The organism is Thermomonospora cellulosilytica, from assembly GCF_014138835.1.
Classification (GTDB): domain Bacteria; phylum Actinomycetota; class Actinomycetes; order Streptosporangiales; family Streptosporangiaceae; genus Thermomonospora; species Thermomonospora amylolytica.
Genome location: NZ_JACJII010000001.1, coordinates 3,295,486 through 3,318,477, shown reverse-complemented (window position 1 = coordinate 3,318,477; position 22,992 = coordinate 3,295,486). Strand labels below are relative to the sequence as shown.

Sequence of the window (22,992 nt, the reverse complement as noted above, 5' to 3'; positions counted from 1 at the left end):
GGGTCAGGCGGGGGTGATGACGGTGGGCGGAGTGGCGAAGGTGCCGAAGAGGCCCGGCCGATCACCATTTCTCAGGGTGCCGTCGAAGCAACTGGCACCAGAGACCACCAGGTTGCCGCCCTCGGGCTCGTTGATCACAAGAGTGCCGGCGTTGTCGTAGCTCCAACGAGCAGTGCCGGTCACACTGGCGCTGCACAGCGTACGGCTAAGCCCCAGGTTGATGCGGATCACACCCGTGACTCCGTCGGCGTTGGCCGCGTGCGCCTCAATGCTCCAGGTGCCCATCTGCCTCACGGTGAAGACGGTGCCGATCGGTCCGGCGCAGTTGGACCAAGTGATGGCGGTGATGTGGCCGATCGTGTTGGTGGTGCTGCTGGCGACGCTGCTTGAGAAGGTGGTCCTTCCGCACTGCAGCAGGGTGGTGCCCTTGTTGGTCATCCGGAAGTTGGTGCTGACGCCCGGAAAGGGACCCGAGGGGGTGACGGTCCAGCCGACGTCGGCATTGGCCGGGGCACCGGTCAAGCCGAGGATGGCGGCCACGGCCGTGCCGACGACCAGAATGGTTCGCAGAAACTTGCGCACGGCATTGCTCCTCTTCAGGAGGTCCTCTTGGGTTCGCGGAGCTTCTTGGAGGGGGTGGCGTGCAGGTCGGGCCACGTTCGTTCCCCGGCCTCTGGAGCACGCATCACCCGGTTGAGAACCGGTTCCCTGCGAACCCCCGCCGAGGTCATCCTCACCCTCACGCCCACGGGCTCCGGGCCACCGGAGGATGCAGGACTCCATGATCGCCTTCTGGAACGGCTCCTCATATGGAGACGGGGCCGTGCGGCGGAGGGGCTCCGCCGCACGGCCCCGGTCAGATGGCCGGGCCCGTGCCCTGGATCAGGCGGGGGTGACGGTGAAGGCCGGGGTCACCGTGAAGGTGGCGGAGAAGCTCGGCCGGTCGCCGTTGTTCAGAACGCCCAGGCAGCTGGCGTTGGAGACCACCAGGTTGCCGCCCGCGGGCTCGCTGATCGTGAGCGTGCCGGCGTTGTTGTAGGTGCCGCGGGCGGTGCCGGTCACCGTGGCGGAGCACAGCGGGCCGCTGATGCTCGCGTTGATGTTGCCGATCGAGCCGTTGATCCCGCCGCTGGCGTTGGTGCTGAGCGCGTTGACGGTCCAAGCGCCGTTCTGCCGCACGTTGAAGGTGATGCTGAACGGCCCGGTGCAGCTGGTCCAGGTGCTGCTGGTGATGGAGCCGACCGTGTTGCCGGTGCTGCTGGCGACGCTGCCCGAGGCGGTGACCCGGGCGCACCGCAGCGAGGCGCTGCCGTTGGTCAGCACGGAGTTGGTGCTGACGGCCGTGAAGGCGCCCGCGGGGCTGACGGTCCAGCCGGCGTCGGCGCTGGCCGGGGCGCCGGCCAGGGCGACGGCGGCGGCGGCGGTCGCACCGGTGACCAGGGCGTTCCTCATGAGCTTGCGCATTGTGCCATTCCCTTTCGAGAGATTCCTGGGGTTGGAGCGGAGGTGAACAGTTCGTGGTGCGAGCGCGGAGAGCGACGGCCGTTGCGCCGGGCCGGCTCTCCGCCTCGGCTGCTGGAGCGGAATCTGCGGGGTGTTCTGTGTTCTTCCGTTGGCGGCCCTTCTTTCCCGCGACACCACCGTTGACCTGGTCCGCCGCCGGCCGGGCAGGGTGTTTCAGCGGACACGGACGAAGCGGGTCACATGGTTTTCACCACATGGTCGGAGTGTTCGCGAGACGTTGCTGACTGTTGTGCGATAACCTTTCTTCGGGTCATCGCTGCCTACGCTCGAGTAGGTTAAGTCGCTGTTACAGGCCCGGCAAGGCCCGCATGACTGGAAATCCCGAATTCGTGCAGAACTTGTCATCGGCCGAGCACTTCGCGCCCCGGTCTTGTCCACGGCTCATCAAATTTCCGTGATCTCCGCCCGGCCGCCGCCGGATCGCGCCCGCGGCGCTCCGCGGACCCCACCGCCCCAGTCGCCACACCTTTCACCACCCCCGCACTTCCCGGCCCTCGGCTCCGCGTTCACCGACCGACAACGACGACCACCTGTTTTCTGCGCCAGGTGAGCAATCCGCCGCACGGCGGCGCCGAAACCACTGCGGTCGATGCCTTGACGAGAGCGGTGTCATGCGAAAGCCCGCGTCCACGCCGCGCCGTTCCCGCCGACCGGCACGCGACGACCTCGGTGGACGGTCTCCGGCATATCCCCGCCCTCCCGGCTCGCGGTCTCGCCGCCTCCGGTGGAGCGGACCCGGCCGCTTCGCTCACCGGGCGGCCCGCACGGGGAGACCGTCAGAACGAGCACCACGGCGAGAACCCCTCGGCGACGACCCCGCCGGCATCGCACCGGTCGTACGGGCACCTCACATCGCCAAGGAGTTCGACGATGGCGTACGCGAAGCCCCGTCCTCCAACGGCCCCGGGTGGCCCGACGCTGACCGCCGTTCCTCCACGAAGGTCGCCGGAGTCCGGACGCCGGCGCCGTCGAGGACGACGGAACGGCTCCCTGCCTCCGGAGCGGTCCCGCACGGCCGGAGGGATCCAACCGGCATCCGGCAATTCCGCGTTCACTTGCGAGGACGCGACCCGAAGCCGCCCGCCGTCGTGACCCGGCCGCACCAGATTTGTCAGAACCTGAGCAAAAACCGTCCCGGACGGCCGGCGTTCGCGTCACCGGCGGCGTTCCGTCGTATCGGCACCGAGCCGACCTCGGCGGATGCACTTTTCGTGCACGCACATGTCCGCAGCGCAACATTTCCGCCCATCGATGCGCTGGGCGGCGTCTTAAATTACCTTTAATGTGTCCTGGGTCACCGACCACCACCCCACCCCACGAGACCCTCCGGCTCGTGTCCTCGGCGACCCCCGGTGGAACGGCGCCGGCCGCCGCGGCCGGTCACCGGGCCGCCTCCGCGGGATGGCCGTCAGGGCGGGCGCTACGACGAGGAGGCCTCAGCGATGACCTACCGCACCGCGCACCACGGCACGGCGGCGCCGCCGGCATGCCCGCCGCCCCGGCTGGCCGCCGTGCTGCGCCCCGAACTGCCCGGCCTGGCCAGGGCGATCGAGGCCGAGATCCGCCGCTCGTTCCCCGAGTACGCGGACCTGGACTCCGGCGGTGACGCCCTGGACCTGCAGGGCGCCGTCCTGGAGATCCTGGAGGCGTTCGTGGACCGGATCGCCGACCCCGCCCGCGCCGACGACGAACGCGTGCAGAAGGTCTGCGAGGAGCTCGGCCGCTACGAGGCCCACCAGGGCCGCAGCCTGGACACCCTGCTGGCCGCCTACCGGGCGGGCACCCAGCTGGCCTGGCGGCGGGTGATGACGCTGGCGCGGCGGCACCACTTCTCCGCCTCGGTGATGCTGGTGCTGGCCGACGCGGTGTTCGCCTATATGGACGTGCTGTCGGACCGGTCGCGGCGCGGCTACCAGGACGCGATGGCCCGCTTCGAGGGCGAGCTGGAGGAGCGGCGGCGCCGGCTGCTGGCGCTGATCCTGGAGCGCCCGGCCGTTCCGCGCGCCGCGATCACCGAGCTGGCCGCCGGGGCCCGCTGGGAGGTGCCCGAGGAGGTCACCACGGTGGCGCTGTCCGGGGAGGCCCTGGAGATCCGGTCGGCGCTGGACGGCGACCTGCTGGTGGACCTGGCCGGGCCCGAGCCGCATCTGCTGATCCCCGGCCCGTTCACCGACGAGCGGCGGGCCATGCTGGAACGGGCCACCGCGCAGCATCTGGTCGTGGTCGGGCTGACCGTTCCGCTCGCCGAGGCGGCCGACTCGCTGCGCTGGGCGCGGCAGGCGCTGTCGCTGGCCCGCGCCGGGATCATCGCCGGCGGCCGGCTCACGCTGTGCGAGGACCACCTGATGACGCTGTGGCTGCTGGCCGACACGGCGCTCATCGACGAGCTGACCATGGGGCTGATCGAGCAGGCCGGGCTGTCGCAGGGGCACCGGCTGCTGGAGACGCTGGGGATGTGGCTGGAGAGCCGGGGCACCGCCGCCGAGATCGCCGACCGGCTGCACGTCCACCCGCAGACCGTGCGGTACCGGATCCGCCGGATCAAGGAGATCATGGGCGACCGGCTCGACGATCCCGACACCCGGCTGGCGCTGGAGGTGGCGTTGCGCGCGATGCGGCTGCGGGAACGCCCCTACCAGGCCGGTGAGCCGCGTCCGGCGCTGACGTTCCGCGCGTCCTGACAGCCCCGAAACTGACGGACCGGAACATCACTGACAGCCGTCCCAAATAACGGCCGGTAAGTGACCCGTGAGTATCCCCGGAGCCGTTTATCAGAAAATGAGCAAAAAATCCGACTTTACCTTGTCTTTGCCTTAGCCGATCGGGTTGTGGTTTAACGTGCGTGTGTCCTGGATCACTCCGGGCGCGGCCGGCGCCGTGCCTGGAGCGGTCCGCCACACGACCGCCACGCCGCCGTGGTGCCCACCCCCGGGACGCCCCCGCCATATCCGCCCGAGGAAGGGCCCGCGCCGGGGGCGCACACGGAGGTAACAGCCGATGACGGAAGGTCTCAACCCGGAGACCTTGGAGGAGCCGTTCTCGCTGCCCCCGAACCTGGCCCGGCTGATGCGGCCCGAGCTCCCCAGCCTCACCAACGAGATCATCGCGCAGATCCGCCGGTCCATCCCCGAGTACGCCAGGCCCATCGAGGGCCCCTACGGGCAGACCCTGCGGCTGGGCGTGGAGCGGGCGCTGAGCGCGTTCGTCGACCAGATCTCCGGCGCCACCGGCGACCTGGAACGGCGGGACGAACTGTGCCGGCGGCTCGGCCAGTTCGAGGCCCAGGAGGGCCGCAGCCTGGACAGCCTCCAGGCGGCGTACCGGATCGGTGCGCAGGTCGCCTGGCGGCGGGTGATGAAGATCGGCAGCCGCTACAACGTGTCCGCGGCGATCATCTCCAAGCTGGCCGACCGGCTGTTCAACTACATCGACGAGCTGTCGTCGCTGTCGCTGGAGGGCTACCTGGAGGCCAAGGCCCGCCCGGCCGGGGCGCTGGAGGAGCGCCGCCGCCGGCTGCTGCGGCTCATCCTGGCCCGTCCCGCGGTGCCCGAACCGGCCATCGCCGAGCTGGCGCACTTCGCCGAGTGGCCGGTGCCGGAGAAGGTCACCATGGTGGCGATGCCGTCCGGCGCCCAGCCGGTCCGCACCATCCTCGACGAGGACATCCTGTACGACCAGACCGCCGACGAGCCGCACCTGCTGGTCCCCGGCCCGCTGGACGAGAGCCGCCGGGCGATGCTGGACGCCGCGCTGCCGCAGACCCGGCTCGCGGTCGGCCTGACCGTGGACCTGGCGCAGGCCGCCGACTCGCTGCGCTGGGCGCGGCAGGCCCTGGACCTGGCCGTCCGGGGCGTCATCGACGAGGGGCGCATCACCTACTGCCACGACCACCTGCTGACGCTGTGGCTGCTGGCCGACCCGGCGCTGGTCGACCAGCTCGCCCGGCGGCGGCTGGGCGCCATGCAGGCGCTCACCGTCAACCAGCGGGAACGGCTCACCGAGACGCTGCGGACCTGGCTGGCCACCCGCGGCACCGCCGCGCAGATCGCCGAGCAGCTGCACATCCATCCGCAGACCGTGCGGTACCGGATCCGCAAACTGGAACAGATCCTCGGCGACCAGCTGAACGACCCCGACGCGCGTTTCGCCGTCGAGGTGGTGCTGCGCTCGCTGTGGCTGCGCGAACGGACCGGCCCGGACCGGGAGGGACCACCGCGGAATGTGTGACCGCTGACAAATGCGACACACCCGCCGGGCGGTGAATGCGCGGCGCCCGACAACAATTACCGGCGGGGTTGCCCGGTCACATCCGTTCGTGTTCGGATCGCTGGGTGACGGACCGGCCGAGTTCCCGGATGAAGGCGACAAGGCGGTGATGACGTGGCGAATCGACCGGCGGGAACCCCGATCATGCTGGGGCTCGGCGTCGCGGTGATCCTGGGGACGAACGTGGCCCTCCCGGCGGCGGCGTTCGCCGACGACCCGTCGGCCTCGCCCAGCGAGACCAGCGAGACCAGCGCCGAGCCGACCCCGGAGCCCTCGCCTCCGGCGGAGCCGACCCCCACCGTCTCCGAGTCGGAGCCGACCACCCCTCCGCCCGACCCGGACCCGACGACCCCGTCGCCCGACCCCACCAGCTCCGAGCCGGACCCGGACCCGACCTCGCCGACGCCCACGACGCCGGCCCCGGATCCGACCAGCCCCTCGCCCGACCCGACCACGCCGAGCCCGAACCCCACGTCTCCCGGTCCGACCCCGACGAAGCCGGGCACCACGCCGCCCCCGCCGGGCAAGGACCCGACCGACCCGGGCGACCCGCCGCCCGGCTCCACGGTCGCGATCAAGCTGTCGCTGTCCAGCCCGGTCGCCTCCCCCGGCGGCACGCTGACCGCCACCGCGCACCTCCGTTCCGGCAGGACCGCCGCCCGTGACGTGCGGCTGACGCTGTCGGGCAGCGGGTTCACCGTCAAGCAGTGCACCCTGTGGACCCCGTGCAAGCTCGGCTCGGTCAACGGCAAGGGCCGGGCGGTGCCGGTCACCGTGTACGTGCCGGGCAACGCCCGGCCCGGCAGCCACATCACCGTGTACGCCACCGTCACCGCGGCGCAGAGCAAACCGCAGACCGCGTCGGTCGCGTTCGGCGTGGCCGACGGCACGGGCGTCTCGACGGTGCTGCCGCCGACGCCGCCCGGCGGCGTCCCGGCCCCCCTGGCCATGGGAGATCTCCCCCAGGTGGCCCTGCCCCCGGTGGCGTCCCCGCAGCTCGCCCCCGGCCTGATGATCGTCAGCCCGGTCGCCGCGCTGCGCCACGACCCCGGCGACGGCGACGAGTGGGCGCCCGTCGTGCAGCGCATCGCCGCCGTGCAGGCCGGCTGGCTGGCCGCCCTGCTGACCTCGACCTCCCTGCTGCTCACCTCCCTGCGGCTGTCCCCGTACCGGCGGACCGGCAAGGCGGGCCCCGGCCGCGCCCTGCGGGTGGACCGCGACGTCCGCGCCCGCCTGAACGGCAAGCGCCCCACCGCCGCCCGCCTGCGCACCCTCCCGCCGCTGCCCGCCCAGCCGCCCAAACCACGCCCCCGCATCCGGCTGGCCTGGCTGCCGCCCCGCCCCACCCCCCCGATCCGCCACAGCACCGCCGGCACCTGACCTTCTCTGGGGACCGACCCCCAGCCCCCCGAAAGCGGGGATCAGGCGATCCTCGCTCCGCAGAACTCCGCTGCGGCCACCCGACCCCGGAGGCCGGCGCGACCGTCCACGCGCCGGCCTCCGGATTCCAGGACCTCTCCGGCGCCACCACCCTCGACAGGGCCCTGCACCCGAAGGCGCTGAAGGCCACCGCGAGCGGAGCGAGCGCCATGAGCACGCGCCGGCCTCCGGATTCCACTTCAGGGGGCTGCGATCGCGGTGAGAGGGTTGATCGCGGCGGCACGGCGGGCGGGACGGATCGCCGCCAGCACCCCGGCCACCGCTCCGACCAGCGCGATCACCGTGATCTGCACGGGCGGCGCGGCGAACGCCCCGAACCCGGCGCCCGCCAGCCCCCAGCCGAGGAACAGGCCCAGGCCCACTCCCCCGGCGGTGCCGAACAGCGCCACGATCACCGACTCCCAGCGGACCATCGCCCGGACCTGCCCGCGCGCCGCGCCGACCGCCCGCAGCAGACCCAGCTCCCGGGTCCGTTCGTGGATCGACTGGGCCAGCGTGTTGGCGATGCCCAGCAGCGCGATGAGGATCGCCAGCGCCAGCATCACGTAGATGACGGTGAGGAAGGCGTTCATGTCCGCGGTCTGCGCGTCCAGGAACGCGTCGCGGTCCCGCACCTGCGGTGCCCCGTACGGCCGGGCCACCCGGTCGATCGTCGCCTTGGCGCTCGCCGCGTCGGCCCCGTCCCTCAGGTCCACCAGCACCATCCGGTCCAGCGCCGGCGGGTTGTGGGCGTTCCACGTCCCGCGCGGCATCAGGTAGTCGCCGGCCATGCCGGGCGAGGCGTAGATCGCGGTGACCGGCAGTTCCTCCCGGGTGCCGTCGGCGAACGTGACCGGCACCCGGGTGCCGACCCGCCAGCCGTGTTCGTCGGCGACGTCCCGGGAGACCGCGAACCCGCCGAGCCGCCCTTCGCGCACGTCCAGGTCCAGCACCGCCCCGGCCGCCGCGGGATCGGCGACCGTCACCTGCGTGCCGGTCCGGCCCAGGCGCACGTCGCCGCCGCCGATCCCGGCCGCCGCGCGCACCTGCGGCAGCGCGGCCACCCGCCCGGCCAGCTCCGGGCTGAACCCGCCGAATCCGCCCCCGGCGTCGACCACCAGATCGCCCCGGAAAGAGCCGGTGACCTGCTGTTCCATCGACGCCCGCACCGACCCGACGAGCACCGTGAGCAGGGTGACCACCCCGATGCCGATCATCAGCGCGGTCGCCGCCCCGGCCGTGCGGCGGGGATTGGCGGTCGCGTTCCGCCGGGCCAGGCGTCCCCCCGCACCGCGCAGCCGGGCGGCGGGCAGGCCCAGCAGCCGCGCCGCGGGCCCGGCCGCGACCGGCGCCAGCACCACCATCACCACCAGGCACATCGCCGCCCCGGCCGCGGCGACCGGCAGCGCCTCGGCCAGCCGCCCCCACACCACCGCGCCCGCGGCGACGGCGCCCAGGGCCAGCCCGACCAGCGCCCGCGTCTCCGAGGCGCGCGGGGCGGGCCGTTCGGCGGCCGACTCGCGCAGCGCCGCCAGCGGCGCCACCCGGGACGCCCGCAGCACCGGGACCAGCACCGCCAGCGCGGTGACGCCGACGCCGACCGCCGCCGCCACCAGCGCGGTCCGCGCGGTGAACACCAGGCCCTGCGCCGGCAGCCCCAGGCCCACACCCGAGAACAGCGTCTTGAGCAGCGCCGCGACCCCGTACCCGCCGGCGAGCCCGGCGAGGGTGGCCACGACGCCGACCGCCAGCGCCTCCAGGCCCACCAGCGCCAGCACCTGCCCGCGGGTCGCGCCGATCGCCCGCAGCAGCGCCGACTGCCGGGACCGCTGCGCCATCTGGATCGAGAACGAGTTGTGGATGCTGAACGCCGCCACCAGCAGCGCCACCCCGCCGAACGCCAGAATCCCCGTCCGGAACGCGCTGAGGAACTGCTCGTTGACCTGGCTCACGCCCTCCTCCGCCAGCGCCGCCCCGGTCACCGCCTCAGTCCCGGGAGGCAGCACCGCCCGCACCCGCCGCGCCAGCTCCTCGTCGCTCACGCCCGGCTCGGCGCGGACCGCGACACTGCTGATCCGATCGGCGCCCTGCGCCAGATGCCTGCGCGCGCCCTCCAGGGTGAACCCCGTGTACGTCGCACCGCCGAACGCGTCGAGGTCGCCGAACTTGGCGATGCCGACGACCGTCACCGGCACCGGCGCCGGAGTCAGCACCGTCGTGCGGTCCCCCACCCGCAGGCCGCCGTCATCGGCCGCCGCCTTGTTCACCACCACCTCGTCCGAGGCCGCGGGGGCGCGTCCGGACACGATCCGGTACGGGTTGAGCGCCTGGTCGACCGGCCAGTTGCCCGCCCTGCGGGGACCGCGCGCCGCGACCGGCCTGCCGTCCCTGCCGACGAGCTGCCCGGTGCCCTCGATGACCGGCTCGGCCACCGCGACGCCGGGCACCCGCCGGACCCGTTCCACCAGCGCGCCGTCGATCATCGCGCGTTGCCGGCCCGGCCGGTCGGTCACGCTGGTCGCGTTGCGCACCACCGCGTCCGTTCCGGCATAGGCGCGCACGAAGTAGCCGTCCATGCTGGTCGCCAGGGTGTCGCCGAGCACCAGCGTCCCGGTCAGGAACGCCACGCCGAGGAACACCGCCGTCAGCGACCCGGCCAGCCGCCGCCTGCGCGCCCCGGCCTCCTTGACCGCGAGCCCGATCATGACACCCGCTCCAGCCGCTTCATCCGGTCCAGCACCCGCTCGGCGGTCGGGTCGGCGATCACGTCCACGATCCGGCCGTCCGCCAGGAAGATCACCTCGTCGGCATGGCCCGCCGCGCCCGGGTCGTGGGTCACCATCGCCACCGTCTGCCCCAGCTCGGTCACCGCCGTGCGCAGCAGCCCCAGCACCTCCGCGCCGGAGCGGGAGTCCAGGTTGCCGGTCGGCTCGTCGGCGAAGACGATCTGCGGCCGGGTCACCAGCGCCCGCGCCACCGCCACCCGCTGCTGCTGCCCGCCGGACAGCTCCGCGGGCCGGTGCCGCAGCCGCGACCGCAGGCCCACCGCGTCGACCACCGTGTCCATCCACGCCCGGTCGACCTCGGCGCCGGCCAGGACGGCCGGCAGGGTGATGTTCTCCTCGGCGGTGAGCGCCGGCAGCAGGTTGAACGCCTGGAACACGAAGCCGATCCGCTCCCGCCGCAGCCGGGTCAGCCGCCGGTCCGGCAGCGCGCCGATCTCCACGTCGCCGACGTACACCCGCCCGCCGGTGGGCCGGTCGAGCCCGGCCACGCAGTGCATCAGGGTGGACTTGCCCGCCCCGGACGGCCCCATGATCGCCGTGAACCGCCCTGCGGCCAGCTCCACGGTGACGTCGTCCAGCGCCCGAACGGCGGTGTCCCCCGTCCCGTAGACCTTGCTGAGCCCCACGGTCCGGGCCGCACTCGTCCCTGTGGTCGTTCGCATCCCGCTCCTCACCTCGCAGCCCGCTTCTCAGTCGCGAGCGTTCTCGTCTCCGTGGCCTGCTTCTCGGTGGCGGGCGCTGTTCTCCAGCCGCCTGCCGCGTTCGCCGTCGTCCTCATTCCGGAAGCGTGGCCGCGGGGAAAGGCCCCGGGCGTCGGGCGAGGAGAGGCATCCGGGATGCTCCGGCGGGAGCAGCGCGGGGCGCCGGCGTACGTCCGCCGGGGTAGACGCTGCTGGATGCGTTGTCCAATTTGTGACCCGCGCAACATACAAGCAGGCTTGCTTGCTTGTAAGTGACGGGCTTACCGTCGGGATGTGTCCATCACCGGCCGTCGCAGGCATCACCGCAGTTCAGGAAGCCGCCGCACCCAGCAGGAGCGGCGGTCGGCCACCCAGACCCGACTGCTGGAGGCCACCGCCGAGGCGCTGGCCGACCTCGGCTGGGCCGGGCTGTCCACCACCGAGGTGTCCCGGCGGGCCGGTGTGTCCCGGGGCGCGCAGCAGCACCACTACCCGACCAAGATGGCGCTGGTGGCCGCCGCGCTGGAGCACCTGCTCACCCGGCTGCGCCACGAGTACGAGCAGGCCTACGCGGCGCTGCCGGACGACCGGCGCAACGTGGAGGGCGCCCTGGACCTGTTCTGGGAGATGCTGCGGCAGCCCCCCGCCCTGGCGCTGCTGGAACTGGCGCTGGCCGGGCGCACCGACGAGTCGCTCCGCCAGCTCAGCGCCGACCTCAACGAACGCGTCGTCGCGATCATCAAGGAGGTCTTCCACGAGCTGTTCCCCGAGAGCCTGCCGCCGGAGATGGTCGACACCACCATCCGGGCGCTGTTCGCCCTGCTGGTCGGGCTCTCGCTGCAGAACGCCCTCGACGACGACGCCAACGGCCACCAGGCGGCCGTGCTGACACAGGTCAAGGCCATCGCCCTCATGCTCATCCCCGACGACAAGGGAGCCGCGTCATGACCGCACCCCCCGCCCGCACCGCGGAGGTCAAGGACCGCACGTCGTACTTCGGCGTCATCGAACGGCTGAACAAGGCCTCGGTGGACAAGCACTGGGAGGCGTACGCCGACATCCCCTGGGACGATCCCGACCACCAGGTCGACCCCGACGACCCCCGCTTCGTGCTGTCACCGGTGATGGACCCCCTGGGCCGCACCGAGTGGTACAGGTCGCAGCCGCCGCAGATCCAGGCGCAGATCGGCCTGTGGCGGGTCGCCACCGCCATGAAGGTCGGCCTGCAGTTCGAGAACCTGCTCAAGCGGGGCCTGCTCAACTACGCCTACTGGCTGCCCAACGGCCGGCCCGAGTTCCGGTACGTCCTGCACGAGACGACCGAGGAATGTCACCACGCGATGATGTTCCAGGAGTTCGTCAACCGGACCGGGATGCCGATCCGCGGCATGCCGCGCTCCCTGACCCTGATCGCCCAGAGCGCCCCGTGGATCCCGCTGATCAGCACCGAACTGTTCTTCGTCTTCGTGCTGGGCGGCGAGGACCCGATCGATCACGTGCAGCGCAAGTCCCTCAAGGAGGGGCACATCAGGCACCCGCTGCAAGAGACGATCATGAAGATCCACATCGCGGAGGAGGCCCGCCACATCTCCTTCGCCCGCCACTTCCTGCGTCACCGCGTCCCGCGGATCAGCGCGGCGCGCCGCCGCTTCCTCAGCATCATGACCCCGATCGTCCTCGGCGTCATGGCCCGCATCATGCTCTGCCCGCCCGGCCCGATGGTCCGCCACTTCGGCATCCCCCGCGAGGTGGTCAAGGAGGCCTACCGCTCCCCCGAGTTCCGCGCCGAACTCCGCGACTGCATCGCCAAGACCCGCGACCTGGCCCACGAACTCGGCCTCGTCAACCCCGTCAGCAAGCGCCTGTGGCAGGCCTTCGGCATCTGGGACGAGCCCCGCCCCGCCAAAGCCCGCCGCACCCGGACCCAGGCCGCCTGACCCCACCACCCCTCCACCGATCGAACGTCCCGGCCGACCGCCAGTCCCACCGGCGGGCACCCGCCCACTCCCGGCACCCGCACCGGACCGCCCGCCCGGCCGGACGCCCAGATCATCGTGGAGTCCCACCGACGAACACCCGACACACCCACCCCCAGCACGACCCGACACCCAAGCCGGGCACCCGCCTGGCTTCTCGACCGCGCGCCCGCCCCGCCGATGCACCGCAGCCTCGCCCCACCGGCGGGGCGGCCGCGCCCCGCCCCCTGTCCAGGGAGTTCACCAGGGAACAGCACGCCCACGACGCAAGAACGAGGGGCGTATGCGAACGGAACCAGACCGCCTCCCCAGAGAACGAGGCACCTCATGGCGCGGGAACGAAGGGCGTGCGCGAACGAAACCAGGCCGCGCTCCCAGAAAACGGGACGCCCCACGATGCAAGGGCACGGCGTGCGTGGACAGAACCAGACCGCCTCCCCAGGGAACAGGGACGCCCCACAGCACGAAACGAAGAGCGTGTGCGAACGGAACCAGGCCCGTTCCTGGGAACGGGGACGCCTCACAGCACGAGGGCGAAGGGGGCGTGCGCGAACGGAACCAGACCGCGCTTCCAGGGAATGGAGCACCACCGTGCCGCGAGGACACGAAGGTCAAGCAGGCGCTGAACGCGGCACCGCGACGCTCCGCCAGGCCGCTCCGTGACCCCGCACCGGCCGCGGTCCGGCGAGGTCGCCGTCAGGGGCGAAGCGTTGTGAACGGACAGGGCGGAGCAGGTCCCGGAGTGTGAGCGCGTAGACTTCCCGGCAACATTGATGATTCGTCCAATAGCCGTTCCGGCCCGAGCCATGGAGCCAGCCCATGAACATCGCGATCGTGACCGGGGGCGCATCGGGCATCGGCCGCGCCATCGCCACCGAGCTCGTCGCCCGCGGCGACACCGTGGTGGTCGCCGACATCGACGCCCCCGGCGCGGAGAAGACGGCGGCCAAGCTCAACACCCTCGGCCGCGGCCGGGCCAAGGCCGCCGAGCTGGACGTCACCGACGCCGAGGCGGTCGCCGCCCTCTACACCGGCGTGCGCGACGAGCACGGGCGGCTGGACCTGGTGTTCAACAACGCCGGGATCGCGATCGGGGGCCTGGCCGAGGAGCTGACCCTCGAGCACTGGAACCGCGCCATCGACATCAACCTCAAGGGCGTCGTCCACGGCGTGCACGCGGCGTACCCGATCATGCTGGAGCAGCGCTCCGGGCACATCGTCAACACCGCCTCGCTGGCCGGGCTGGTCCCCATGCCGATGGGCATCCCCTACACCGCCACCAAGCACGCCGTCGTCGGCCTGTCGCTGGGGCTGCGCGCCGAGGCCGCCGGCACCGGCGTCAAGGTCAGCGTGGTGTGCCCCGGTTTCGTGGACACCCCGCTGCTGAAGAACATCAACCCCGGGCTGCCGGAGACCCCGATGAGCGGCGACGGCCGGGCGGAGATCAGGAAGCAGGCCGGCGGCTTCTACACCCCCGAACGGCTGGCCCGCGACATCATGCGCGGCGTCGACCGCGACCAGGCCATGATCGTCGCGCCCCGCATCGGCCGGGCGGCCTGGCGGGGCATGCGGCTCAGCCCCCGCGCCGCGGTCCGCGCCGCCGCGTTCGCCGCCTCCCGCTACCGCCGCGAGCACCGCTCCCGCTGAACGTTCACCTCGGTTCCTCCGGTGTCCCGCCGGTGATCTCGCCCCGGGCCCGGGTGCCCGCGCTCAGCTTGCCGCCCTCCTCGGTGTGCGGATAGTGCAGGTCGAACGCCGGGCGCTCGGACCTGATCCGCGGAATGGCGTGGAAGTTGTGCCGCGGCGGCGGGCAGGACGTCGCCCACTCCAGCGAGTTCCCGTACCCCCACGGGTCGTCCACGTCCACCCGCCTGCCGTGCCGCGCCGTGCGGTACACGTTGTAGAGGAAGAACAGCGTGGACGCCCCGAGCAGGAACGCCCCCGCGCTGGAGACCCGGTTGAGGGCCAGGAACTCGTTCGGATAGTCGGCGTACCGCCGCGGCATCCCCTCGGCGCCCAGCCAGTGCTGGATCAGGAACGTGGTGTGGAACCCGATGAACAGCGTCCAGAAGTGCCACTTGCCGAGGGTGTCGTTCAGCATCTTCCCGGTGAACTTGGGCCACCAGAAGTAGAACCCGGCGAACATCGCGAACACCACCGTGCCGAACACCACGTAGTGGAAGTGCCCCACCACGAAGTAGGAGTCGTGCACGTGGAAGTCCAGCGGCGGCGAGGCCAGGATCACCCCGGTCAGCCCGCCGAACAGGAACGTCACCAGGAACCCGATCGCCCACAGCATCGGCGACTCGAAGCTCAGGTTCCCCCGCCACATCGTGCCGACCCAGTTGAAGAACTTCACCCCGGTCGGCACCGCGATCAGGTACGTCATGAACGCGAAGAACGGCAACAGCACCTGCCCGGTCGGGTACATGTGGTGCGCCCACACCGCCGCCGACAGCCCGGCGATCGCGATCGTCGCCCCCACCATCCCGACGTACCCGAACAGCGGCTTGCGGCTGAACACCGGGATGACCTCGGTGATGATGCCGAAGAACGGCAGCGCGATGATGTAGACCTCCGGATGCCCGAAGAACCAGAACAGGTGCTGCCACAGCAGCGGACCGCCGTTCGCGGGGTCGTAGATGTGCGTGCCGAGATTGCGGTCGGCGTACAGCGCCAGCAGCGCCGCCGCCAGCACCGGGAACGCCAGCAGCACCAGGATCGAGGTGAGCAGGATGTTCCAGGTGAAGATCGGCATCCGGAACATGGTCATCCCGGGCGCCCGCATCCCCACGATCGTGGTGATGAAGTTGACCCCGCCGAGGATGGTGCCGAGTCCCGACAGCACCAGCCCCATGATCCACATGTCACCGCCGGTCTCCGGCGAGTAGGTCTCCTGCGTCAGCGGGGTGTACCCCGTCCAGCCGAAGCTGGCCGCCCCGGTCGGCGTCAGGAACGAGGCCATCACGATCGTCCCGCCGAGCAGGAAGAGCCAGTAGCTGAACATGTTCAACCGGGGGAACGCCACGTCCGGCGACCCGATCTGCAACGGCATGATCACGTTCCCGAACCCGATGAACAGCGGGGTCGCGAACAGCAGCAGCATGACCGTGCCGTGGATGGTGAACATCTGGTTGTACTGCTCGTTGCTGACGAACTGCAGCCCCGTCTCCGCCAGCTCGGCTCTGATCACCAGCGCCATCACCCCGCCGAGCAGGAAGAACACGAACGAGGTCATCAGGTACAGGTAGCCGATGACCTTGTGGTCGGTGCTGGTGATCCAGCTGACGAGCACCGAGCCACGAGGACGCCGTACCGGCGGCGCCTCCGGCAGCGGTCGGCCGAGCAGTACCATGCCGGTCTCCCAGGGATGAGGAGGTCCATGGACACCGCTCTCCCTGTCCACAATTGGTCCGTTTCATGCACCCCTCACCGGAACCATGCGTTTTCCCGCAGCACTCGTTACCGGCCGCTGAACCGGGCCGTCGCCGCGGGTACGCCGCAGGTACCGTGAGTGATGTGGAACGTGTCCTGGTCAGCGCCTGCCTGCTGGGCCGGCCGGTCCGCTACGACGGCCGCGGCAAGCCCGTCCACGCCGAGATCTGGCGCCGCTGGCAGTCCGAGGGCCGCCTGGTCCCCTACTGCCCCGAGGTCGGCGGCGGCCTCCCCGTCCCCCGCCCGCCCGCCGAGATCACCGGCACCGGCGGCGGCGAAGGCGTCCTGAACGGCACCGCCCGCGTGGTCACCGACACCGGCGAGGACGTCACCGACGCCTTCCTCCGCGGCGCCCACCAGGCCCTCGAAACCGCCCTCCGCCACAACGCCCGAGTCGCCGTCCTCAAGGACTCCAGCCCCTCCTGCGCCACCACCCAGATCTACGACGGCACCTTCACCGGCCACCGCTCCCCCGGCACCGGCGTGACCACCGCCCTCCTGGAACGCCACGACATCCGCGTCTTCCCAGAAACCGCCCTGGACTCCGCCGCCGCCTACCTGACCACCCTCGAACACCCCTGACCCCCGCCCGCCGAAACACCCACCCTCAAAGAGCCACCCTCCGTGCGGAATCCTCCGGAGGACGGCCCCTCGGGGACCGGACGTCCTGGAGCCAGGCGGCCACACCCCCATTCGCGCACCGGGAGAGGCACCTGCGCCAGCGGGCCGGGCTCGACGCCGAGCCGCCTCCGGCCCAGGGAGCCGACGACGAAGGGGGGCAGGGAAGCACACACATGCGCACGCTGGGAGAGGCGTCCACACCGGCGGGCCGTCCACCCATAGCCGCACTACCGGCCCCCACGTGGAGACGCGAAGGCACAGAACGCGAGGGCGCGGAAAAGAAGGACCCGGCCTCAGAAGAAGAGCGCCGGAAGAATACGAAAGGGCCCGGTTTCTCGAAGGGTGTCAAAACCCCTGAGAAACCGGGCCCTTTTCGGATGGTAATGTTCCGGCGGTGTCCTACTCTCCCACACGGTCTCCCGTGCAGTACCATCGGCGCTGGAGGGCTTAACTACCGGGTTCGGAATGAGACCGGGTGTTTCCCCTCCGCCATGACCACCGGAACGCCTCACCCCGGCCGTGCCAGGCACGGCGGGAAACCCGTGGCGTTCCAGCACCCCCCAGAGGGGGTGGTGGACGCGTTATTCAGTTGCCAACAACCTACCAACAACCGCGGCCGACAAAGGGCCGGCGGGGTGCGGGGGTTGTTTTCTGTGAACCGCACAGGGACGCGAACATCCACGCTGCAACAGTGGTGTGTTAAGCCGCTCGGCCTATTAGTACCGGTCCACTCCACACCTTACGATGCTTCCATGCCCGGCCTATCAACCCAGTCGTCTCCTGGGGGCCTTACCCCCACACAGGGGGAGGGAGACCTCATCTCGAGGAAGGCTTCCCGCTTAGATGCTTTCAGCGGTTATCCTGACCGAACGTAGCCAACCAGCCATGCCCCTGGCGGGACAACTGGCACACCAGAGGTTCGTCCGTCCCGGTCCTCTCGTACTAGGGACAGACCCTCTCAAGTCTCCTACGCGCGCAGCGGATAGGGACCGAACTGTCTCGCGACGTTCTAAACCCAGCTCGCGTGCCGCTTTAATGGGCGAACAGCCCAACCCTTGGGACCTACTCCAGCCCCAGGATGCGACGAGCCGACATCGAGGTGCCAAACCATCCCGTCGATATGGACTCTTGGGGAAGATCAGCCTGTTATCCCCGGGGTACCTTTTAGCCGTTGAGCGACATCCCTTCCACACGGAGATGCCGGATCACTAGGCCCTGCTTTCGCACCTGCTCGACATGTCTGTCTCACAGTCAAGCTCCCTTGTGCCCTTGCACTCAACACCTGATGACCAACCAGGCTGAGGGAACCTTTGGGCGCCTCCGTTACCCTTTAGGAGGCAACCGCCCCAGTTAAACTACCCACCAGGCACTGTCCCCCACCCGGATTCACGGGCGCGGGTTAGACGCTCGAAACGACCAGAGTGGTATTTCACCAACGACTCCACCCCCACTAGCGTGGCGGCTTCACAGTCTCCCACCTATCCTACACAAGACGCTCCCAACGCCAATACCAAGCTGTAGTGAAGGTCCCGGGGTCTTTCCGTCCTGCTGCGCGAAACGAGCATCTTTACTCGTACTGCAATTTCGCCGGGCCTGTGGTTGAGACAGCGGGGAAGTCGTTACGCCATTCGTGCAGGTCGGAACTTACCCGACAAGGAATTTCGCTACCTTAGGATGGTTATAGTTACCACCGCCGTTTACCGGCGCTTAGATTCTCACCTTCACCCCCACGAGGAGGGTTGAGCGGTCCTCTTAACGTTCCGGCACCGGGCAGGCGTCAGTCCGTATACAGCGTCTTACGACTTCGCACGGACCTGTGTTTTTAGTAAACAGTCGCTTCCCCCTGGCCACTGCGACCACCCCCAGCTCCCACCGCAAGGGCGTTCACCAGGCGTGGCCCCCCTTCTCCCAAAGTTACGGGGGCAATTTGCCGAGTTCCTTAACCACAGTTCACCCGATCGCCTCGGTATTCTCTACCTGACCACCTGAGTCGGTTTGGGGTACGGGCCGCCGGCACACTCGCTAGAGGCTTTTCTCGGCAGCATGGGATCACTCACTTCACCTAAAACGGCTCGGCATCACATCTCACCCTCATGGACCGCGGATTTGCCTACGATCCGGGCTACCTGCTTACCCCAGGTCGACCATCGCCTGGGCTGAGCTACCCTCCTGCGTCACCCCATCGCTTACCTACTACCCCCTCGGGCCCCAGCCTCCCCGCAAGACACCCGGTCCGAAGACCGGGCGGCGGTTCGGGTGGTTAGCATCAGGAGGTTCGGTATGGGCGCGTACCAGCGGGTACGGGAATATCAACCCGTTGTCCATCGACTACGCCTCACGGCCTCGCCTTAGGTCCCGACTTACCCTGGGCGGATCAGCCTGCCCCAGGAACCCTTGGTCATCCGGCGCACACGTTTCTCACGTGTGAATCGCTACTCATGCCTGCATTCTCACTCCCACAGCCTCCACCACTCGATCACTCGGCGGCTTCACCGGCTGCAGGACGCTCCCCTACCCACCAACACCTCAAGTGTCAGTGCCACGGCTTCGGCGGTGTGCTTGAGCCCCGCTACATTGTCGGCGCGGAATCACTTGACCAGTGAGCTATTACGCACTCTTTCAAGGATGGCTGCTTCTAAGCCAACCTCCTGGTTGTCACGGCAACTCCACATCCTTTACCACTTAGCACACGCTTAGGGGCCTTAGCCGATGATCTGGGCTGTTTCCCTCTCGACTACGAAGCTTATCCCCCGCAGTCTCACTGCCGCGCTCTCACTTACCGGCATTCGGAGTTTGGCTGACTTCGGTAACCCGGTGAGGCCCCTAGGCCATCCAGTAGCTCTACCTCCGGCAAGAAACACACGACGCTGCACCTAAATGCATTTCGGGGAGAACCAGCTATCACGGAGTTTGATTGGCCTTTCACCCCTAACCACAGGTCATCCCCCAGGTTTTCAACCCTGGTGGGTTCGGGCCTCCACACCGTCTTACCGGCGCTTCACCCTGCCCATGGCTAGATCACCCCGCTTCGGGTCTACAGCATGCGACTCATACGCCCTCTTCAGACTCGCTTTCGCTACGGCTACCCCACACGGGTTAACCTCGCCACACACCATAACTCGCAGGCTCATTCTTCAAAAGGCACGCCATCACCAACCACAACCCCCGAAGAGGCCGCGGCCTGCGGCTCTGACGGCTTGTAGGCACACGGTTTCAGGTACTCTTTCACGACCCCTCACCGGGGCACTTTTCACCTTTCCCTCACGGTACTGGTCCGCTATCGGTCATCGGGAAGTATTCAGCCTTACCACGTGGTCGTGGCAGATTCACACGAGATTTCACGGGCCCCGTGCTACTCGGGAACACACCCAGAAGCCACCAGAGTTTCGCCTACCGGACTCTCACCGTCTACGGTCGGCCATCCCAAGCCGTTCGACTACCCCAGCGGTTTATCACTCCTTGCCGGCATGGCAGCACCGGCCGGATGGTCCCACAACCCCGCACACGCAACCCCTGCCAGGTATCACACGCGCACGGTTTAGGCTCCTCCGCTTTCGCTCACCACTACTCACGGAATCACATATTGTTTTCTCTTCCAGCGGGTACTGAGATGTTTCACTTCCCCGCGTTCCCACCACCGCCCTATACATTCAGGCGGCAGCGACACCCCATGACAGGTGCCAGGTTACCCCATTCGGAAATCCCCGGATCACAGCCTGGTTGCCGGCTCCCCGAGGCATATCGCAGGCTCCCACGTCCTTCATCGGCTCCCGATGCCAAGGCATCCACCGTATGCCCTTAACAACTTAACAAACCTACAGCGATCAAAGATGCTCGCGTCCACTATGCAGTTCACAAAAAACAACCGGACAACCACACCACACCCGAACACACACGCCCGGGAGGGGCCGTGGCCCCGCAGCCCAGAGAAAACAACCCCCACCCCCAAGAAGAGGGCGAGAAAGGTCCGTTTCCTCAGGACCCAACAGTGTGTCCAACCCACCCGAACCCCACACCAGGAGGTTCCACACCCCGACACCCGACCTCACAGAGGCCGAGCACCCGATCCCTCACCGAAGAGGAACCATCCACCAGCCACAGCTGGGGATGCGGGCAGTACTGACCAGGACGGCGGTCCCGGCAGGTTGAGTAGCCAGTGCTCCACGGTTCTATGAGCAACCACCCCGAGACACGGTCGGCCTCGACGGGCGGTTCCCTGGACCAGGCGCCTCTCACCACTGGTGAGCGGCGTCGGCCGGGTGCTCCTTAGAAAGGAGGTGATCCAGCCGCACCTTCCGGTACGGCTACCTTGTTACGACTTCGTCCCAATCGCCGGCCCCACCTTCGACCGCTCCCCCCCACGAAGGGTTGGGCCACGGGCTTCGGGTGTTGCCGACTTTCGTGACGTGACGGGCGGTGTGTACAAGGCCCGGGAACGTATTCACCGCAGCGTTGCTGATCTGCGATTACTAGCGACTCCGACTTCACGAAGTCGAGTTGCAGACTTCGATCCGAACTGAGACCGGCTTTTAGGGATTCGCTCCACCTCACGGTATCGCAGCCCTCTGTACCGGCCATTGTAGCATGTTTGCAGCCCAAGACATAAGGGGCATGATGACTTGACGTCATCCCCACCTTCCTCCGAGTTGACCCCGGCGGTCTCCCATGAGTCCCCACCATCACGTGCTGGCAACATGGAACGAGGGTTGCGCTCGTTGCGGGACTTAACCCAACATCTCACGACACGAGCTGACGACAGCCATGCACCACCTGTCACCCGCCCCCGAAGGGACCCCGTGTCTCCACGAGTTTTCGGGTGATGTCAAGCCTTGGTAAGGTTCTTCGCGTTGCGTCGAATTAAGCAACATGCTCCGCCGCTTGTGCGGGCCCCCGTCAATTCCTTTGAGTTTTAGCCTTGCGGCCGTACTCCCCAGGCGGGGCGCTTAATGCGTTAGCTACGGCGCGGAGCCCGTGGAAGAACCCCACACCTAGCGCCCAACGTTTACGGCGTGGACTACCAGGGTATCTAATCCTGTTCGCTCCCCACGCTTTCGCTCCTCAGCGTCAGAACAGGCCCAGAGAACCGCCTTCGCCACCGGTGTTCCTCCCGATATCTGCGCATTTCACCGCTACACCGGGAATTCCGTTCTCCCCTACCTGCCTCTAGCCTGCCCGTATCCACCGCAGACCCACGGTTGAGCCGTGGGCTTTCACGACGGACGCGACAGGCCGCCTACGAGCTCTTTACGCCCAATAATTCCGGACAACGCTTGCGCCCTACGTATTACCGCGGCTGCTGGCACGTAGTTAGCCGGCGCTTCTTCTGCACCTACCGTCCAGGTTCGTCGGTGCTGAAAGAGGTTTACAACCCGAAGGCCTTCATCCCCCACGCGGCGTCGCTGCGTCAGGCTTCCGCCCATTGCGCAATATTCCCCACTGCTGCCTCCCGTAGGAGTCTGGGCCGTGTCTCAGTCCCAGTGTGGCCGGTCGCCCTCTCAGGCCGGCTACCCGTCGTCGCCTTGGTAGGCCATCACCCCACCAACAAGCTGATAGGCCGCGAGCCCATCCCCGACCGAAAAAACTTTCCACCACCACCCATGCGAGCAGTGGTCATATCCGGTATTAGACCCGGTTTCCCAGGCTTATCCCAGAGTCGGGGGCAGGTTACTCACGTGTTACTCACCCGTTCGCCGCTCGAGTACCCCCGAAGGGGCCTTTCCGCTCGACTTGCATGTGTTAAGCACGCCGCCAGCGTTCGTCCTGAGCCAGGATCAAACTCTCCATCAAGGTCACACCCACCACCCCCAACAGGAGGCAGCGGAAACCCAGAATGGGAACAAATCCCAGCACGCACACCCCACATCAGGGGCGTGCTGCCTCAAAGAAATCCTCTTGACGAGGACAACAACCCCCACAGGGGCTGTCACAAGGCACTGGCTTTTAACACACTGTTGAGTTCTCAAGAAACGGACACCCACCCCAGAACACCCACCCCACCAGGCAGGCACCCCGCAGGGGCAACCCTTCTAACTTACCCGACCCCGACCCGATGTCAAACCCTCTCGCGAGAGCTCTTCCACCGCATCCTTGATCAGGCCCCGCACACCACCGCCACCCACAGGCCGAACAGCCTGCCGAAGCGTTGGTTCACGGGCTTGCCCTCGGGCCGGCCGCCTCCCCGGCGTCCTGCATCCCTTCCGGGCGACCCTCCCAGCATACCCCGCCGAACCCTGTGATCCGAACGGTTTACCCGGGACGGTGTCCCCGGGGCCGACCGCCTCGCGG

Annotated in this window: 12 protein-coding genes and 3 rRNA genes; 7 read left to right on the top strand and 8 right to left on the bottom strand. The window is 69.0% G+C overall.

The window, feature by feature from the left end; genetic code table 11:
- Positions 1-3: 3 nt before the first annotated feature.
- Together HNR21_RS15820 and HNR21_RS15815 are read right to left on the bottom strand one after the other, a co-directional pair.
- Positions 4-582 (bottom strand): hypothetical protein, encoded by a 579-nt coding sequence (locus tag HNR21_RS15820; RefSeq protein WP_182705817.1) that lies wholly within the window; start codon positions 580-582, stop codon positions 4-6.
- Between the two features lie 300 nt (positions 583-882).
- Entirely contained in the window at positions 883-1,464 is a 582-nt protein-coding gene (locus HNR21_RS15815) for a hypothetical protein (RefSeq protein ID WP_182705816.1), read from the bottom strand.
- A 1,502-nt stretch (positions 1,465-2,966) separates the two neighbouring features.
- Here HNR21_RS15815 and HNR21_RS15810 point away from each other — a divergent pair.
- The 3 genes from HNR21_RS15810 (at position 2,967) to HNR21_RS15800 (ending at position 7,170) form a co-directional block, all read left to right on the top strand.
- A complete protein-coding gene (locus HNR21_RS15810; protein ID WP_119731710.1) occupies positions 2,967-4,205 on the top strand; it encodes a PucR family transcriptional regulator in 1,239 nt (412 codons plus the stop codon).
- A gap of 316 nt (positions 4,206-4,521) precedes the next feature.
- On the top strand, positions 4,522-5,751 hold the full coding sequence (locus tag HNR21_RS15805; protein WP_182705815.1) for a PucR family transcriptional regulator: 1,230 nt from the start codon (positions 4,522-4,524) through the stop codon (positions 5,749-5,751).
- Positions 5,752-5,904: 153 nt separating this feature from the next.
- Positions 5,905-7,170, top strand: a complete 1,266-nt coding sequence (locus HNR21_RS15800; protein WP_182705814.1) for a COG1361 family protein — start codon at positions 5,905-5,907, stop codon at positions 7,168-7,170.
- 239 nt (positions 7,171-7,409) lie between these two features.
- On the opposite strand, the gene HNR21_RS15795 is transcribed toward HNR21_RS15800, so the two are convergent.
- Both HNR21_RS15795 and HNR21_RS15790 read right to left on the bottom strand, forming a co-directional pair.
- Positions 7,410-9,914, bottom strand: a complete 2,505-nt coding sequence (locus tag HNR21_RS15795) for an FtsX-like permease family protein (RefSeq protein ID WP_182705813.1) — start codon at positions 9,912-9,914, stop codon at positions 7,410-7,412.
- Positions 9,911-10,657: an ABC transporter ATP-binding protein gene (locus HNR21_RS15790; RefSeq protein WP_182705812.1), complete on the bottom strand. Its 747-nt coding sequence runs from the start codon at positions 10,655-10,657 to the stop codon at positions 9,911-9,913. The genes HNR21_RS15795 and HNR21_RS15790 overlap by 4 nt, the downstream gene beginning before the upstream one ends.
- 312 nt (positions 10,658-10,969) lie before the next feature.
- Here HNR21_RS15790 and HNR21_RS15785 point away from each other — a divergent pair, with 312 nt between their 5' ends.
- From HNR21_RS15785 to HNR21_RS15775, 3 genes are all read left to right on the top strand, one after another.
- The gene (locus HNR21_RS15785; RefSeq protein WP_119727778.1) at positions 10,970-11,623 is read left to right on the top strand and encodes a TetR/AcrR family transcriptional regulator; all 654 of its coding nucleotides are present in this window, start codon (positions 10,970-10,972) and stop codon (positions 11,621-11,623) included.
- Positions 11,620-12,612: an AurF N-oxygenase family protein gene (locus tag HNR21_RS15780; RefSeq protein WP_182705811.1), complete on the top strand. Its 993-nt coding sequence runs from the start codon at positions 11,620-11,622 to the stop codon at positions 12,610-12,612. Before HNR21_RS15785 ends, HNR21_RS15780 begins: the two co-directional genes overlap by 4 nt.
- 858 nt (positions 12,613-13,470) lie before the next feature.
- Positions 13,471-14,298, top strand: a complete 828-nt coding sequence (locus HNR21_RS15775; RefSeq protein WP_119727776.1) for an SDR family oxidoreductase — start codon at positions 13,471-13,473, stop codon at positions 14,296-14,298.
- Between the two features lie 4 nt (positions 14,299-14,302).
- On the opposite strand, the gene ctaD is transcribed toward HNR21_RS15775, so the two are convergent.
- On the bottom strand, positions 14,303-16,006 hold the full coding sequence (gene ctaD, locus HNR21_RS15770; RefSeq protein ID WP_182705810.1) for an aa3-type cytochrome oxidase subunit I: 1,704 nt from the start codon (positions 16,004-16,006) through the stop codon (positions 14,303-14,305).
- Between the two features lie 164 nt (positions 16,007-16,170).
- Here ctaD and HNR21_RS15765 point away from each other — a divergent pair, with 164 nt between their 5' ends.
- The gene (locus HNR21_RS15765; protein ID WP_119727774.1) at positions 16,171-16,668 is read left to right on the top strand and encodes a 2-thiouracil desulfurase family protein; all 498 of its coding nucleotides are present in this window, start codon (positions 16,171-16,173) and stop codon (positions 16,666-16,668) included.
- A 425-nt stretch (positions 16,669-17,093) separates the two neighbouring features.
- Here the strand turns inward: HNR21_RS15765 and rrf are convergent.
- The 3 genes from rrf to HNR21_RS15750 all read right to left on the bottom strand — a co-directional run bounded on the left by rrf (position 17,094) and on the right by HNR21_RS15750 (position 22,494).
- Positions 17,094-17,210 (bottom strand): 5S ribosomal RNA (rrf, locus tag HNR21_RS15760).
- 192 nt (positions 17,211-17,402) lie between these two features.
- Positions 17,403-20,519, bottom strand: a 23S ribosomal RNA gene (locus HNR21_RS15755).
- A 458-nt stretch (positions 20,520-20,977) separates the two neighbouring features.
- Positions 20,978-22,494, bottom strand: a 16S ribosomal RNA gene (locus tag HNR21_RS15750).
- The 16S, 23S and 5S rRNA genes sit together here, the layout of an rRNA operon.
- Positions 22,495-22,992: the final 498 nt, after the last annotated feature.